14 protein-coding genes are annotated in these 15497 nt (G+C 71.5%); 6 read left to right on the top strand and 8 right to left on the bottom strand.

The window, feature by feature from the left end; all coding sequences use genetic code 11:
* Positions 1-5 precede the first annotated feature (5 nt).
* Entirely contained in the window at positions 6-1178 is a 1173-nt protein-coding gene (locus ACIGW4_RS31355; RefSeq protein WP_399584409.1) for a lanthionine synthetase C family protein, read from the top strand.
* A 710-nt stretch (positions 1179-1888) separates the two neighbouring features.
* Here ACIGW4_RS31355 and ACIGW4_RS31350 read toward each other — a convergent pair.
* The 3 genes from ACIGW4_RS31350 to ACIGW4_RS31340 all read right to left on the bottom strand — a co-directional run bounded on the left by ACIGW4_RS31350 (position 1889) and on the right by ACIGW4_RS31340 (position 4535).
* Positions 1889-2908: a hemolysin family protein gene (locus tag ACIGW4_RS31350; RefSeq protein ID WP_399584406.1), complete on the bottom strand. Its 1020-nt coding sequence runs from the start codon at positions 2906-2908 to the stop codon at positions 1889-1891.
* Positions 2905-4227 carry a hemolysin family protein gene (locus tag ACIGW4_RS31345; RefSeq protein ID WP_399584404.1) on the bottom strand — a complete coding sequence of 441 codons (1323 nt, stop codon included), beginning with the start codon at positions 4225-4227 and terminating at the stop codon, positions 2905-2907. The genes ACIGW4_RS31350 and ACIGW4_RS31345 overlap by 4 nt, the downstream gene beginning before the upstream one ends.
* Positions 4228-4358: 131 nt before the next feature.
* Positions 4359-4535, bottom strand: a complete 177-nt coding sequence (locus ACIGW4_RS31340) for a hypothetical protein (protein ID WP_399584401.1) — start codon at positions 4533-4535, stop codon at positions 4359-4361.
* A 436-nt stretch (positions 4536-4971) separates the two neighbouring features.
* On the opposite strand from ACIGW4_RS31340, the gene ACIGW4_RS31335 reads away from it, so the two are divergent.
* The 3 genes from ACIGW4_RS31335 (at position 4972) to ACIGW4_RS31325 (ending at position 7851) form a co-directional block, all read left to right on the top strand.
* Positions 4972-5955 carry a sporulation protein gene (locus ACIGW4_RS31335; protein WP_399584398.1) on the top strand — a complete coding sequence of 328 codons (984 nt, stop codon included), beginning with the start codon at positions 4972-4974 and terminating at the stop codon, positions 5953-5955.
* 337 nt (positions 5956-6292) lie between these two features.
* The gene (locus ACIGW4_RS31330; RefSeq protein ID WP_123458140.1) at positions 6293-6748 is read left to right on the top strand and encodes a tellurite resistance TerB family protein; all 456 of its coding nucleotides are present in this window, start codon (positions 6293-6295) and stop codon (positions 6746-6748) included.
* 161 nt (positions 6749-6909) lie between these two features.
* Entirely contained in the window at positions 6910-7851 is a 942-nt protein-coding gene (locus tag ACIGW4_RS31325; RefSeq protein WP_399584395.1) for a hypothetical protein, read from the top strand.
* 24 nt (positions 7852-7875) lie between these two features.
* Here ACIGW4_RS31325 and ACIGW4_RS31320 read toward each other — a convergent pair whose 3' ends face one another.
* The 5 genes from ACIGW4_RS31320 to ACIGW4_RS31300 all read right to left on the bottom strand — a co-directional run bounded on the left by ACIGW4_RS31320 (position 7876) and on the right by ACIGW4_RS31300 (position 13045).
* Positions 7876-8808 carry a M56 family metallopeptidase gene (locus tag ACIGW4_RS31320; RefSeq protein WP_359586995.1) on the bottom strand — a complete coding sequence of 311 codons (933 nt, stop codon included), beginning with the start codon at positions 8806-8808 and terminating at the stop codon, positions 7876-7878.
* Between the two features lie 4 nt (positions 8809-8812).
* On the bottom strand, positions 8813-9217 hold the full coding sequence (locus ACIGW4_RS31315; protein WP_123458143.1) for a BlaI/MecI/CopY family transcriptional regulator: 405 nt from the start codon (positions 9215-9217) through the stop codon (positions 8813-8815).
* Between the two features lie 290 nt (positions 9218-9507).
* Complete coding sequence (locus ACIGW4_RS31310) at positions 9508-10350, bottom strand: NAD(P)H-binding protein (protein WP_399584390.1); 843 nt, start codon at positions 10348-10350, stop codon at positions 9508-9510.
* A 7-nt stretch (positions 10351-10357) separates the two neighbouring features.
* Positions 10358-11299 (bottom strand): ScbA/BarX family gamma-butyrolactone biosynthesis protein, encoded by a 942-nt coding sequence (locus tag ACIGW4_RS31305; RefSeq protein WP_399584388.1) that lies wholly within the window; start codon positions 11297-11299, stop codon positions 10358-10360.
* A 261-nt stretch (positions 11300-11560) separates the two neighbouring features.
* Entirely contained in the window at positions 11561-13045 is a 1485-nt protein-coding gene (locus ACIGW4_RS31300) for an FAD-dependent monooxygenase (protein WP_399584386.1), read from the bottom strand.
* Between the two features lie 441 nt (positions 13046-13486).
* Here ACIGW4_RS31300 and ACIGW4_RS31295 point away from each other — a divergent pair, with 441 nt between their 5' ends.
* A complete protein-coding gene (locus tag ACIGW4_RS31295) occupies positions 13487-14371 on the top strand; it encodes an alpha/beta fold hydrolase (RefSeq protein WP_399584383.1) in 885 nt (294 codons plus the stop codon).
* A gap of 229 nt (positions 14372-14600) precedes the next feature.
* Positions 14601-15335 (top strand): D-Ala-D-Ala carboxypeptidase family metallohydrolase, encoded by a 735-nt coding sequence (locus tag ACIGW4_RS31290; protein WP_399584380.1) that lies wholly within the window; start codon positions 14601-14603, stop codon positions 15333-15335.
* Positions 15336-15497: the final 162 nt, after the last annotated feature.

The following is a 15497-nucleotide window of genomic DNA, read 5'->3' as shown; positions in this document are numbered from 1 at the left end:
CCCTGGTGACCGAAAGGCGTGGGTCCGGGGACGGTGTCCCGGCCTGTCCTGACGCGGAGGTCCGGCGCACCGTCGACGGGATCGTCGGCCTGCTGCTCCGTACCTTCGACGAGCGGCGCAGCGATCGCCTCTGGCCCGCCGACTACACGGTCTTCGCGACCAACCCCCTGAGCGTGGCCTACGGCGCCTGCGGGCCCGCGCTACTGCTCGGTTCGAGGACGCGCGGCCGGGCGGCGCCGGCGGCCGGGCTGCCGGCCGAGGTGGCCGCCTGGATGCTGGGGCGGCCGCTGGACAACGACACCTATCCGCCAGGCTTGTACGTCGGCTTGGCCGGCATCGCATGGGCCTTCCACGACCTGGGCTGGGAGGAACGGGGCGAGGCCGTGATGACCCTGCTGCGCTCCTCTTCCCTGCTGTACGACGATCCGAGTGTGTTCCTCGGCGTCGCCGGATGGGGACTCGCCTCGCTGCGCTTCCACGCGCGGACCGGGCAGCAGCTCCATCTCGACCGTGCCGTGCAGGCGGGCGAGCACCTCCTCAGAACGGCCGAGCACGAGGGCGACACCTGCTCGTGGCGGTCCTCTCTCGACGGTCTCGTCCATTACGGGTACGGCTACGGGGCGAGCGGCATCGCCCTCTTCCTCCTCCACCTGCACCTGGCGACCGGCGAAGAGCGCTTCCGTACGTACGCCGTACGGGGTCTGGAGTTCGACCTGGGCCGTGCGAGCGAGAGCGGCCTCGGCCTGCAGTGGCAGCGGGTCGAGGGCGACCCCGTGGTGTACCCGTACTGGATCCACGGAGGCGCGGGCGTCGGCAGTGTGCTGGTCCGGTTCCACCGGCTGCTCGGCGACGAGCGGTACGGCGAGCTCGCCCGGCGGGTGGCTGACGACACCTTCGTCACGTACTCCTACGCGCCCGGTCTGTTCGAAGGCCTGGCGGGGATCGGCGAGTTCATGCTGGACATGTACCGCTGCACCGGCGATGAGGAGTACCGGGACAGGGCCTATGCCGTCGCCAGGACCGTCCTGTGGTTCCGCGTCGTGGAGGAGGACGGGATCGCGTTCCCTGGCCGTTGGCTGAACCGAATCGCCCACGACTACGCGACCGGCTCGGCGGGCATCGGCATGTTCCTGTCCCGGCTGGTCGCCCCCGGCGAACGTGCCTTCGTGGATCTGTGAGGGCTCGGCCCTGAACCACGTGTCGAGGCGTCCCACGACTTCGCGGTCGATGTCGTGGGCTTCCCGGTGCACGGAGGCGAAGAGGTCGGTGACGGTGGGGTTCCGCGTTGTGGCCTTGCCGTCGCTGCTGGAGGGGAATGTCTCGCCAGGGAAGTCGAGGGCTGCCAGAACACGGTCCGACAGGACCGGCAGGCAGCCGTCCGTTCACACGGCGCAGCTTCTTGAGCGGAACCAGGTGGAGCTGGTCCCAGACACCGGCCTCGTGATGGTGAGCCTCGTGCTGTTGCCTGTCGACGGGCGCCTCCTCAAGTCGCGTGGTGGCCACCAGACGGTCGCCGGCGCTTGTCACGACGCTTCTCCCCGAGGAGTCGAACACGTCGGCCACGGCGCATCCCCAGACCCGCAGAGCACGAGATGCCCGAACTCGTTCCTCGCGTCGTGACACAGCGGCGTGAACGGAACGTCCGGGACCCGGGCAGGCGGGGCCGTGGCCCGGATCCGGACCGTTCCCGGACCGCGTCTCCGCCTTGCCCTCCGAGGACCGGAGTCTCTGCGGCTCAGACGTGGTGCGTCTCCTGCAGGGAGGTGTCCCGGGTGAGGGCCAGGGTGACACCGGGAATGCAGGGGCTCGCGGGTCGTCGTCGTTGACGTGCCGGCCCTTCCTGGCGGCGTGCGCGAGGATCTCGTCGGCGGGGGTGTCGGCTCCCGGCTCACGCGGTCTGCGGCCCCATGATCCGGACCAGCAGGTCGTCCAGGCTCACCAGACCGGTGAGCTCACCGCCCGCGTTCCGTACGAGGGCGAGGGAGGCGCGGCGGCGGCGCAGCTGTTCGACGGCCTCGGACACGGTGGTGCCGGGGGCCAGTTCGGGCACGGGCCGGGCGAGTTCGCGAGCCGTACGGGCGTGGCCGCGGGCCCGGGCCACCAGTGCGTCGCGGGCGTGGACCGAGCCGAGGACGCGGTCTCCGTCGCGGACCAGGAGACGGGAGCGGTCGGCCTCGGCGGCGCGGGCGAGGAGCGTGTCCAGGTCGGCGTCGGCCGGGACGGTGACGATGTCGTCTGCCGGGGTCTGCAGAGCCGCTACCGGGGTCTGGGGCTCGGTGAGAGAGCGCGTGATCAGCTGCGAGTCCGTCTTGTCGATGAGGCCGAGACGCTCGGATTCCTCCACGAGGTGGGTGAGCTGCTCGCGGTTGTGGACGGCGGCCAGCTCGTCCCGGGGCTGGACGCGGCACATCCGCACGAGGGTGTTGCTGATCTTGTTGAGGAGCCACAGCAGCGGACGCACCACCTTCACCGACGCGCGGAAGGGCGGGGTGAGCAGCATGGCGGAGCGCTCGGGGTGGGCGATGGCCCAGGATTTCGGCGCCATCTCGCCGACGACCATGTGGAGGAAGACCACGATGATCATGGCGACGGCGAAGGCGATGCCGTAGCTGAGTGCGGTGGGCAGACCGAGCTTGACCAGGAGCGGGTCGAGTTCGTGGGAGATGGCGGGCTTGGAGATGGAACCGAGGCCCAGGGTGCAGATGGTGATGCCGAGCTGGGCGCCGGCGAGCATCAGGGACAGCTCGCGCATGCCGGCGAGCGCGGCCTTGGCTCCGCGCTGTCCGTCGGCGACGGCCTTCTCGATGCGGTGGCGCTTAGCGGCGACGAGCGCGAACTCGGCGGCGACGAAGAATCCGCTGCCGATCAGCAGCAGGACCGTGATGAACAGGGCCATGGGGAAGCTCATGCCTGCGTCTCCTCTGCGGATCCGGCGGCTGCGACACGCCGGATGCGGACGCGCTCGGGGACATGGCGGTCGAGGCTGAGGACCTCGATGCGGACGTCGTCGACGGTGAGGTGGTCGCCGATGGTCGGGAAGCGGCCGAGGCGGTCGATGATCAGGCCGGCGACGGTGTCGTAGTCGTCGTCCTCCGGCAGGCTGATGCCGGTGGCGTCCTCGATCTCGTCGAGGCGGCGGCCCGCGTCGATCCGCCAGCCGTCGCCGTCCGGGACAGCGGTGGCGACGACCTTGTCGGTCTCGTCGGCGATGTCGCCGACGAGTTCCTCGGCGATGTCCTCGTACGTGACGACGCCGGCGACGCCGCCGTGCTCGTCCAGCACCACGGCGAACTCGTCGTCGTGTTCCCGCATCTGCGCGACGGCCTGCGGCAGCGGCAGCGTGTCGGGCAGGAGGAGCGGGCGCCGGGCGGACTCCCCCGCCGTCAGCTCCGGGAAGCGCCCGGCGGGCAGGCGCATCAGCTCGCTCACGCCGAGGACTCCGGCGATGTCGTCGGGGTGATCGCCCAGGACGGGGTAGTTGGAGTGGCCGTGCTGCGCGATCAGGTCGACGGCCTCGGTGAGGACGGCGTCCTTGCGGACGAAGACGGCGTCGGCGCGCGGCACCATGACCTCGTCCAGGGTGCGCTCGGAGAACTCCAGTGCGTGGTCGAGCAGCTCGGCGGTGTCAGCCGGGAGTCGACCCTGCTCGTGGGACTCGCCGATGAGGTGGCTGAGCTCCTCGAGGGTGGCGCCGTGGTGCAGTTCCTCGACGGGCTCGATGCCGACCTTGCGCAGCAGCCTGTTGGCGGCCCCGTCGAAGACGCGCACGACGGGGCCGACGATCTTGAGGTAGACGAGGGTGGAGGCGGCCAGTGACTTGGCGAGCCGTTCGGGCACGGCCAGGGCGAGGTTCTTGGGTGCGAGCTCGCCGAGCACCATCTGCAGGACGGTGGCGACGACGAAGGCGAGGACCACCGAGATCGTCGAGACGACGCCCTCCGGGAGGCCGATCCCCTCCAGCGCGGGCTTGAGGAGCGCGGAGACGGACGGCTCGGCGAGGAAACCGACGACCAGGCCGGTGACGGTGATGCCGAGCTGGGCGCCGGAGAGCATGAAGGAGAGCCGTTCGAGGACCTTCAGCGCGCGGGCGGCCCGCCTGTCGCCCGCCTCGGCCTCGCGGGCGAGCGCGAGGCGGTCGGCGGCGACGTACGCGAACTCCTGGGCGACGAAGTATCCGGTGCCGGCGGTCAGGACGAGGACGGCCAGCAGGCCGAGAGCGGCGTTCATCGGCCGCACCCCTTCGAGACGCCGGTGGACGTCGGTCTGGCGAACAAGAACGGCTCCTTGCAGAGGGAACAGGGTGTTGGAAGGGAGTATCGGGCGTGCGGCCGACCGTCGCGCGGAAGAGGGAGCGTGAATCACAGGGCCGCTGCCGGGCCCACCAGCTCGTCGAGAACGTCCTCCGTGGTCACGTGGCCCAGGACGGTCCCGTTCGCGCCCGTGACGGCGACGGCTCGGCGGTGCCGGCTCCAGGGCGACCCTCCCCGCCGGACGACGGGCGAGGGAGGCCGGCTCGTCCGGGGAGGCTCACCCATGGCCGGTCGCTCACTCCTTCTCGTCCTCGGGCGGAAACGGTGCTCAGACAGGCACATATCCTTCTACGCCACTGTAGAGGAAAGGCGAACCGACATCGGGAGCCGGACCCCTGCCGCTCGCCTGGCCGACCCTCCGCCGCCCGGCGGCGCGAACCCCGGTGTCGCGCGCCTGGAGGGCCGTTCGACCACGAGCCGCAGCACGGCTGTGCCGAGAGGGTCCGCACTGAAGCGCACCTGCCGTCGCCCGTCCCCGCGTGCGCCGACGAGCCCGGACCGTTCGGGGCGGACAGGCGCTGTCCGAATCCGTCCCCTGGCACGCTTCGGCTGACGCCGAGGCGGACATCCCACCCCTATGCTTCTACACGCATGTAGACGGCCAGAGGCCATACGGCCCAAGTGCCGAACCACACAAGCGATGTGAAGGAGTGAACGCCCCATGGTGTTCAAGCGTCTGCTCGGCTCGCTCGGCGTAGGCGGTCCGGCAGTGGACACGGTGCTCGATCCGGGCGCGGCGACGCCGGGCGGCGTCCTCGGTGGGCAGGTCCACCTCAAGGGCGGCAACGCCGACTTCACCGTCGAGCACATCACCCTGGAGCTCGTGGCCCGCGTCGAGGCCGAGCACGACGACGGGGAAGCGACGGGCACGGTCGTCTTCCACCGGCACGTCATCGGCGGGAACTTCCGCCTCGTCGAGGGCGAGCAGCGCAGCGTGCCGTTCTCCTTCCCGCTGCCGTGGGAGACGCCCATCACCGAGCTGTACGGCCAGGGCCTGGGCATCGCCCTCGGCGTCCGCACCGAACTGGGCGTCTCCGGCGCGAAGGACAAGGGCGACATGGACCCGCTGGCCGTCCGGCCGCTGCCCGCGCAGGAGGCGGTCCTCGAGGCCTTCGGGCAGCTGGGCTTCGGCTTCAAGTCGGCCGACCTGGAGCTCGGCCACATCCGCGGCACCGGCCAGCAGCTCCTCTTCTACCAGGAGATCGAGCTCGCTCCGGCGCCGCAGTACGCGCACCAAATCAACGAGATCGAGGTGACCTTCCTGGCCGGACCGGCCGGCCTGGAGGTGGTTCTGGAGGCCGACAGGCGCGGCGGCTTCTTCTCCGAGGGCCACGACGCCCTGAACCGCCACACGGTCGGCCACCACGACGTCGAGCGGACCGACTGGAACACCGAGGTCGACGGCTGGATCCGCCAGTTGGTCGAACAGCGCACCGCGTACGGCCACCATGACTCGTACGGTCACGGAGACCACCCCTACGGCGGGCACCACGAGGAGCACGGCCACCGCTCCGGCCCGGGCATGGGCACCGCGGTCGCGGCGGGACTCGCCGTCGGTGTCGTGGGCGGCATGGTCGCCGCCGAGGCCGTCGACGAGATCGGCGACTTCTTCGAGGGCGAGGAAGAGGAGGGGGACGAGGGCTGAGCCCCTGCCGGTCGCCACCTCACCCTCGCCCTGATCATCGCCGCCCCGCCGATCGCGTCGACACGCGACCCCGACCGCGCGGCGCTCGCCGATCGGCCCGCCGCCGGCAGAGCAAGGCCCGGGGTCGCCGCGGAGGCCCTCTGCTCCACCGGAACCACGCTCGATGGGCGACTCGCCAAGGAATCCCCCCTCCAGAAGGGCGACCCCGGGGAGTCGACCGGGGGTGGCGTCAGCGTCGCCCGACCCTGATAGTTTCTACATCGATGTAGAAGATGCGGGTGGTCCGGGCCGGCCCCCTCCGGCCCGGACCGCCTCCAACACGTGACGGAGCTCCGAAATGGCCCTGTGGGACCGCATCAAGGAATCGGCGTCGACCATGCAGACGCAGCTGATGGCGAAGAAGAACGACCTGAAGAGCGGCGCGTTCCGTGACGCCGGCATGGCGATGTGCGCGCTCGTCGCCGCCGCCGACGGCAGCATCGACCCGTCCGAGCGGCAGAAGGTCGCCCAGCTCATCATGAGCAACGAGGTGCTGCAGAACTTCCCGGCGGAGGATCTCCAGCGCCGCTTCGAGGCCAACTGCGACAGGCTCACCGCCGACTTCGACTTCGGCAAGGTCAGCGTCCTGCAGGAGGTCGCCAAGGCGAAGAAGAAGCCCGCCGAGGCCCGCGCCGTCATCCAGATCGGCATCATCATCGGCGGCGCGGACGGCGACTTCGACAAGGACGAGCAGGCGGTCGTACGGGAGGCGTGCTACGCCCTCGGCCTCCCGCCGCACGAGTTCGACCTGTAGTCCACCACCGTCCGGGGTGGGGCCCGCCTCGTCGTCACGGGACCCACCCCGCCCACAACGCCACCGACCTGTGCCCCTCGGGGTCGGCGGCTGCGATACTCGGCCGTCATCGACCAACGGGGGGGAATCGCGTGCTGACCTGGCTCGTCCGCATATCGAGTGTGCTCGCTTTCACGGGGGCGGCCGCGCTGAGCCTGTGGGTCGCGGGACTGCCGGCCGGCATTCCGCTGCCCGCACCCGGGCTCGTGACCATGGCCTGGGTCGTGGTCGGTCTGGTCTGGCTGCGGGTCGTCACGCTCTGGATCTGGTGGTCGGACGACCACTACTACTGGATGCCCCACACATCGGAGGCTCGGCCGGTCTCCCTGGAGAAGGACGGGGGCGACCGGCGGCAACGTCCCGGCCTCCTGCGACGACTGTCGGCGTACGAGTACGAGAGCGTGCCCTGGGTGTACCTGCGGCAGTCCGCCGTCTGGGCGCTGATGCTGGCCTCCCTTGCGGCGCTGAACGCGCTGGGCGAGTCGCACGCGTCCCAGCACGTCCGCTCACTGGTCCGGGCCGGAGCCGCGTACTCGACTGCCACCGTGGCGGAGACCGCCGACATCACGGAGATACGCGACGAGGACGTGCTGACGGGCCACCGCTCCACCCTGGTCCTGGCTCTCCCGGACGGCAGCCGGATCCGTTCCCGGGGCGCCTACACGGAGAACCGGCCGAAGCCGGGTGACCGGGTCCAGACGCTCTGGGCGCCCGCCGCACCCGAGTTGGGCGGTGTGGTGGAGGAGGGAACGTCGTTCGACCGCTACCTGGACCGCGGCTGGGGGCTCACGCTGTCCGGGGCGGGCGTCGTGGTGCTGCCCCTCCTCCTGGTGCTGGCCTGCATGCTCCCGACAGCGCTCGCGGCGGAGGCCGACAGCCTCCACGAACAGGCGTGGTCCCCGATCGCCCAGACCGTGCACGCCACCGCCGTCACGGGTGTCGTGCTGGCCGCCCTGCCCTACCTCTCAGGCACGTTCTCCGACGGCGCCGCCCTCCTCGGGGCGGCGATGGTGGGGCTGGTGGCGCTCTACGTCATCATGCCGATCCGGGCGCTCGTGGCCTGACGGTCCTCAGGATCCTGACGGTCTTCAGAGCGGGGTGGCGGCCTTCAGGATCAGGAAGAGCGTGACGGCCGAGTTGGCCGAGGAAAGCGCGGAGACCGTGGTGCCGGCGGCCGCAGCCCATGCGGCGAGACCCGCGCCGGTGAACAGCGACGGCCAGGCGCGAGCCGTGGGGGCGGGCCCCAACAGGGCGGCTACCCGCCGCGGCACGGAACCCGCCATGGCGAAGCCGGCCAGTGTCGCGACCGGCGCTCCGCGGGAGATCAACGCCGCCTTGCCGACCGCCCGCGCCACGACACGACGACTGCCGATCCGGGTGGCGGCCTCCTCGTCGGCCCAGCGCTCCGTGGTGTAGGTGACGGCCGTGCGCAGGGGGCGCAGGAACGGGTTGGCCCGGGCCGCGAGCTGTACGGTCAGCAGGAACCTGTGGTGCCGGGCGTCCAGATGGACACGCTCGTGGGCGAACAGCGCGCGGCGCTCGGGGCCGGTCAGCGTGGCGAGCATCGCGCTCGTGACCACGATCCGATCCTTCCGGCCGGGGAGCGCGTACGCGTAGGCGCTCTCGTCGTCGGGCAGGACCACGACCGGTGTGGCGGGTAGGCCCGCCAGCGCCCGGCCCGCACTGCGGCGTACGCGGTGGTGTCGCCAGGCGGCTCTCGTGCAGGAGACGAGGACGGCGATCAGGGCGGGGATGGCGACCTTGCCCGCGACCTCGTCGTAGGGGACGGCCTCGCGGACCTCGGGATCGGACCAGCCGTCGGGCAGGGGGTTGCCGGGCAGTTGCGCGGTGCCGACCACCATCAGCAGAGCCAGGCACAGCATGCTGCACACGGCGAGCACACCGGAGAGACAGGTGAGGAGCCACGTGGCCATCCGGGGATGCAGATGGTGCTCGGCGAGGCGTGCGACCGGCCACGCCGTCAGGGGCAGGACCAGCGGCAGGAAGACGAAGACCCCCATGCCGTCAGCCTTCCCCCTCCGCGCGCTCCTGAGCCAGCAGGTCCCGCAACAGCCGCTCGTCGTCGGGCGAGAGGCCCGTCACGAAGCTGGCGAGCACCGCCTCCCGGTCCGCCTCGGCGTCCAGCACCTTCCGCATGCGGAAGGCCGCGAGTCCGGCCTCGTCGGCGACCGCCGTCCACTCGAAGGAACGACCGGACCGCTCCCTGCTCACCGCTCCCTTGGCATGCAGCCGGGTCAGGATCGTGATGACGGTCGTGTAGGCGAGCTCGCCCCCCAGGTGCTCCTGCACCCATCCCGCGGTCCGAGCGCCCTGTGACTGTCGCAGAGCGGCCAGCACTTGCGCCTCCAGTTCGCCCTGACCTCGCCGCCGGGGAGGCACGTCCTGCCCCTCCCGCTTGCCTTTCGTCATTCCGCCGCCCTCCCGCCGACTCGTCCCGCCTGTGCGGGGCGGTTCATCGTACTGAGGAGGCACGGTTCGGCCTGCTCCCGTTCCTGTGGTGTCGGTGACGATGTCGTACGGCAGGGAAACCCGGCGGATCGCTGCGGCCCGCCCTGGCTGCCGGTGCGGAGGGCGCCGTCATCAGACCTCACCCCGCCGGGACGCGCGACCGTGGAGGTCCTGCGACCTCCCGCCCGCGCCTGCCCCGCCGGCCCGCCGCACAGCCTGAGGGGCCCTGCCCTCCGTCGGCCGGCGGACGGTCAGGCGAACGCCTGCGCGTGGTCCGCCGCCCAGGTGTCGAAGGTCCGTGCGGGTCGTCCCAGTATCGCGGGCACCGCTGAGTCCACCCGTGCCTTCGCGCCGTTCTGCTGGCGCCCGGCACTGTGCAGCAGCGCTTCGGTGATCGCCTCGGGATAGCGGTCCAGCAGTGCGGAGCGGGCCCGCTCCGGCCCCAGTTCCTCGAAGCGCAGTGGTCGCCCCAGCACCTTCGAGAGCACGGCGGTCTGTTCGAGCGCGGTGACCGCCTCCGGGCCGGAAAGCGCGTGCACGCGGCCTTCCTGCCCGTCCCGTGTCAGAGCGTGCACCGCCACCTCGGCGACGTCGCGCGGGTCCACGCAGGCGTTGGCCGACTCCCCGTAGAGCGCGCGCACGACGCCCTCGGAACGGACGGCCGGTGCCCACGACAGCGTGTTGGACATGAAGGACCGGGGGCGCAGCAAGGTCCACGCCAGTCCCGATTCCCGCACGGCCCGCTCGTTCTCGCGCTGCCAGCGGGTGATGAGGTCGTCCGCCTCCGGATCCTCCACGGCGGCCGCGGAGAGTTTGACCAGGTGCCGTACACCGCAGGCCCGGGCCGCGTCGATGAACCGCGCGTCGTCCTCCTCCGTCACCCGGTTGGTGACCAGGAAGGCGGCGTGGACTCCCGTCAGCGCCCGGTGGAGGCTCTCGGGGTCCGTGAAGCCGCCGCGGACCACGGTGACGGCGGGCCCTTGGGCGGTGACGAGTTCGGGCCGCCTCGTGAGGATGCGCAGCGGGTGGGCGGGAGCCAGCAGGCGGGCGACCTCCCGCCCCACCGTGCCGGTTGCTCCGGTGACAAGGATCATGTCTGCGTTACCGTTCGTCAGCAGGGGGAAGGGCCGGGGAGAGTTCGGCGAGGAACACCGCGCCGTCGTCCTGGCTCCCCGTGATGGTGATGCCGGTCGTTCCGGCGCGCGATGCGGGCAGGACGTGGGCCCGTATCCAGCAGGGGGTACCGAACTCCGCGTAGCGCTGGAAGCTCATGCGTCCCGAGGAGGGGACGAACGGCCGCGACGGCGTCGCCAGTTCGGCCGCCTGCCTGGCCGCCTCCAGGAGCAGCATTCCGGGCACGTGGTCCTTCTCGCCCTGGAACAGGACCGGGTGCCCGGTGTCGACCCGCAGCTGCCACAGCCGGTCCTGCGGGGTGGGCGAGAGCAGGACGTCCTCCGGGCGTGACCGGCCGACGAGCGAGGCGGTCACCGGAGGTGTCCGCGGGACCTCGAATCCCGGGACGCCACGGTCGCCCCGTATCCGGCGGTAGGCCTCCGGACCGACGATCCGCCCCAGGATGACGCCCGTGGCCACGGCCGACCCGGCGCGGCGGACGACCATGTCGACCCTGAGCCGGGAGACGTGCCCACGGGCCCGCTCCACATCGGAGCAGACCACCTGCACCTCCACCTCCCCGGGCCCGTCGTCGATGGCGAGCCGGTTCATGCGACAGGTGAACTGCAGCTCCGCCAGGAGGAAGTGGTGCCCCATGGGAACGCCGTACCCGGCGTGCAGCACGAGCAGGGTGGCCTGGCGCATGGTCTCGGTGACGAGCAGTGGATCGTAGCGGTGCCCGTGCACCGGTATGAAGTAAGGGTGTTCACCGGGCCAGTGGGCGAGGACCGAGTAGTGGTCGTCCCGCGTCCGCGTCCAGCTGACCGGGAAGGCGTCGGCCTCCCTGGCGCGATGCAGTTGAGCCAGTGACGCGGGAAACGGCCCGCTGGGCAACTGGATGCTTCCCTCATCGATCGTCGTCGTCTTCATGAAATCCCCCGTGGTCTCCGGCGGCGGCGACAGGCGAGCCGCGCCCGAAACAAGATCCAATCAGATGGGTGATCCTGCGTCGATCAAGTTATTGCTCAACGAAGAGATCCAGGTCACGGGCGTGAAGGCGGCGGCGTGGCGAGGCAGGATCGGGCGACCCGAACACGGCGGAAGGCCGTGGTGGCCGCCCCGGTCGGGCACCGATTCCGCCGCGCCCCCGGCCGGGGCTCGATCCGTCGGCGGGCCGCCGCCCGCCGGCGCCTACCGGGGTTCGCCGAACCACAGGCGCAGCGCGTCGGTGAGGTCACCCGCGTCCGGTGCCCAGGCGATGTGGCCGTCAGGACGCACCAGCATCGCCTCGCACGGGAGGGCGGCGTCCGGTGAGGCGGCGACGGTGTTCAGCACATGGGCCCAGCCCCGGGCCGACTCGCCGTACGCCGCAGCCCGCTCGCCGGACTCGCCGGACAGGAGAAGCAGAGGCCGGCCGTCGGACAGCAGCCCCGTGACGTCCTGCGGCTCCGCGCCGCCCCTCACCACGACGTTCTCCAGGAACCGCCCCTCCCACCGGGAGGCGAAGCCCGAGCGGGCCGGGTACACCGTCTCCTGCGCGCTGATCAAGTCGCCCATGTGCCGGCGGGCCTGCTCCAGCGTCAGCAGCTCCGCGACCATCGCGCGGAGCGGGTCCAGTTCGGGGGCCGGACGCATCAGCGTCAGCTGGACGCGAGTGTTGTCGATGACCCGCTGCGCGGCCGGCCTGCGCTCGTCGTCGTACGTGTCGAGCAGCCCCTTGCCCGCCGTTCCACGCACGGCGTGGGCCAGCTTCCAGCCCAGGTTGAGCGCGTCGACCAGTCCGGTGCTCAACCCCTGCCCCCCGATCGGGAAGTGCACGTGCGCGGCGTCCCCCGCCAGGAACACGCGGTCCTTGCGGTAGTGGCGCACCAGCCGGGTGAAGTCGCTGAACCGCGTCACGGAGAGCGCGTCCTCCATCGGAATGTCGTATCCGGCGATCCGGGACGCCTCGTCCTGCAGTTCCTGCACGGTCGCCCGTGTGTGCCGGTGGGGATGGGGCCCGTCGCAGTCGAGTGTGCGTACGAGGGTGTGCCCGTCGGGAACGGGCTTCGTGACGACCCAGCCCCGCTCGGTACGGCACCAGCCCCGCGGCGCCTCGTCGGGCTCGATCAACCGGACCAGGCCCATCATCGCCGAGACCGTCGCGGGGTGGGTGTCCTCGGTGAAGCCGGCCTCCCGGCGTACGGTGCTGCGCGCGCCGTCGGCCCCGACCAGGAAGCCGGCGCTGTAGGTGTGCTCGCCCCCGGGCCCTTCGGCCACCACTTCGACCCCGTCGGGCCCCTGGCGCAGCGCGGTCACCCGGTGGTCGCGCAGCACGGTCACTCCGCGATCCCGGGCCCGTTCCTCGAACTCCCGCTCCAGATCGGCCTGTGCGCGCTTGAGGACGGGCTCCGGCTCGGCCGCGGGAACCGTGATCGTCAGCCCGGGCATTCCGGCGAAGTGGAACTGCTCGGTGACCGGGGCATCCGAGAACCGCGGCAGCCCGAGGTAGTCCCGCCGGGCCAGCGCCTGCACGGCCCTGGCGTGGACGGTCCCGGCCTTGGGCCGACCGGATGTCGCGCTCTTCCCCTCCAGCACCACGACATCGATCCCGTACGCCCCCAGCTCGGCGGCGATCAGCATGCCGACCGGCCCGCCTCCGACGACGACTATCTCGGTGTGCGTAGTGGTGCGCATGGCAGGTTCGCTCCTCCGCCGGTCGATGTGTGCAGCGGTTGCGGGCCGTTTCCTCGTGGTTCGGGCCGATCCGCCGGGCCTTCTCCGGGTCTCCCGTTCAGCCGTCATGATCGAATCTAGTACAGCAGTACGACTGCGTGGGGTGGTCACGGCCATGCGTCGCCCAGGGGATACGGGCGGCCCGGCGCGGTGAACTCCGAGGCCGGAGCGAGCCTGGTCCTCCAGACCGGGCGCTCGACGGCGGACGCATCCGCTGGGGGCCGGGGCTCGGCGGCGCGATCCTCACCCTCCTCACCTTCTGCGACCAGCGGCCGTCGGCCAGGGCACAGGCCTTGATCCCGTGCCCGTCCCCGGGACACTCTTCGTGCCGACCGTCTCCATGGCCGCGGGCGGTGCCGCCGCGCCGGGCAGCAGGAGACCGATCAGATGGGAGAGGTCCGCATGACCACGCGTACTCCGCAGGAACTCGCCGTCCCCGTACGAGGAGGCGACCTCGCCGTGACCCGCTGGCCCGGCGAAGGGCCCGCGGTCATCGCCCTGCACGGCATCACGGGCAACAGCCTGTCCTTCGGCGCCGTCGCCGAGCAGCTCGGCGACATCGATCTGTACGCCCCGGACCTGCGCGGCCGGGCCGGCAGCGCAGGTCTGCCGGCTCCCTACGGCATCCCCGCCCACGTCGAGGACGTCCTCGCCCTCCTCGATCACCTGGGCCTGCGTCAGGCTCTGCTCGTCGGCCACTCCCTGGGGGCCTTCACCACCGCGGTGGCCGCCGCGCGGCACCCGGACCGCTTCCCGCGCGTGGTTCTCGTCGACGGTGGCCTCGGATTCCCGATTCCGGGCGGCGCGGACATCGACGAGGTGATCGAGTCGGTCATCGGCCCGGCGATGCGCCGGCTCAGGACGACCTTCCCGGACGGCGACGCGTACCGCGCGCTCTTCCGTGAGCACCCGGCCTTCACGGCCCACTGGGGCCCGCACGTCCAGGCGTACGTGGACCGTGACCTGGCCGGCGAGCCTCCGGAGATGCGCAGCAGCTGTGTCCTGGAGGCGGTCCGTGCCGACGGCGCGGGCCCCATCGGCGACCCCGAGACGCTGGCCGCCATCCACCGGCCGGAGGTGCGCGGCACCATGCTGTGGGCGGAGCGAGGAGTGATGAACGAGCCTCAGGGGCTCTACGACGAGGGGCGGCTGGCCGCGGGTGGCCTCTCCCCGGACCGGATCACCACCCGCCGGGTCGACGACACCAACCACTACACGATCCTGTTCGCGGCGAACGCGACGGCAGCCGTCGCGGAGGCGGTGCGCGCGGAGCTGAAGCTGATGTAGCACCGGATCCGATGTGACACACCGGTCCGGGCGTGCGTCCGATTCTGCGGAAAGGAGCGCATCCGGGCCGGTGTGCGATCGGCGCCGACACGACCGTCGACCCGCGGGAGGGTCGTTCCGAAGGTCTGGTCCTGTGGCATATGGTGACGGTGTGGACACGCACCGCATGCACGTCTCACACTCGCCTCAGCCCCCTCGACGGGGAATCAGGACTCAGGACGGAGACGCGATGCTTCGGCGCACCATCCGACTCACCCTCTCACTTGTCATGGCCATGGTGGCAATGCTGGGTGGAATGCTGTCCACGGCCGGATCCGCCCAGGCCGACGAGTGCTACACCTGGGGCCGCACCCTGTCCGAGGGCATGTCGGGATCCGACGTGACGCAGCTGCAGATCCGCGTGGCAGGACACGCGGCGTACGGCGAGGTCATCGCCGTCGACGGCTCCTTCGGACCGGCCACGAAGGCCGCGGTGACCCGGTTCCAGCAGGCGTACGGTCTGCCCGCGGACGGCATCGCCGGTTCCCAGACGTTCAGCAAGATCTACGCCCTGCAGGACCCGGACTGCACCCCGATCCACTTCACCTACGCCGAACTGAACAAGTGCAACTCCGACTGGTCCGGCGGCGCGGTCGGCGCCGCGACGGCCAAGGCCAACGGCCTGCGGACGATGTGGAAGCTGGAGGCCATGCGACACGCCCTGGGTGACGTGCCGTTGACCGTGACCAGCGGATTCCGCTCGTACGCCTGCAACAGCGCGGTGGGCGGCGCCTCGAACAGCCGGCACCTGTACGGTGACGCCGCCGACCTGACCGGCAGCCCGTCGTTGTGCACGCTGGCCCAGCGGGCCCGCTACCACGGCTTCGGCGGCATCTTCGGCCCCGGCTACCCCGACCACGACGACCACACCCACGTGGACGGACGCACCAGCCGGTCCTGGTCCGCGCCCAACTGCGGCGTCTGACCTGTACGTACACCCCCCTGTACGTACGTCTCCTCTGTACGTACGTCTCTGGCAGCGGGCCCTCTCCCCCGGACCGGCTCCGGCCCGGGGGAGAGCCCGCACCGCCCGCGAGGCGCGGGGCCGGCAAGACTCCGGCCCTCCGGCCGGGCACCGCTCGTCCCT

The organism is Streptomyces sp. NPDC053513 (assembly GCF_044544765.1).
GTDB classification, from domain to species: Bacteria; Actinomycetota; Actinomycetes; order Streptomycetales; family Streptomycetaceae; genus Streptomyces; species Streptomyces litmocidini.
The sequence above is the reverse complement of the archived record's forward strand: the minus strand, read 5'-3'. Positions and strand labels throughout refer to the sequence as shown.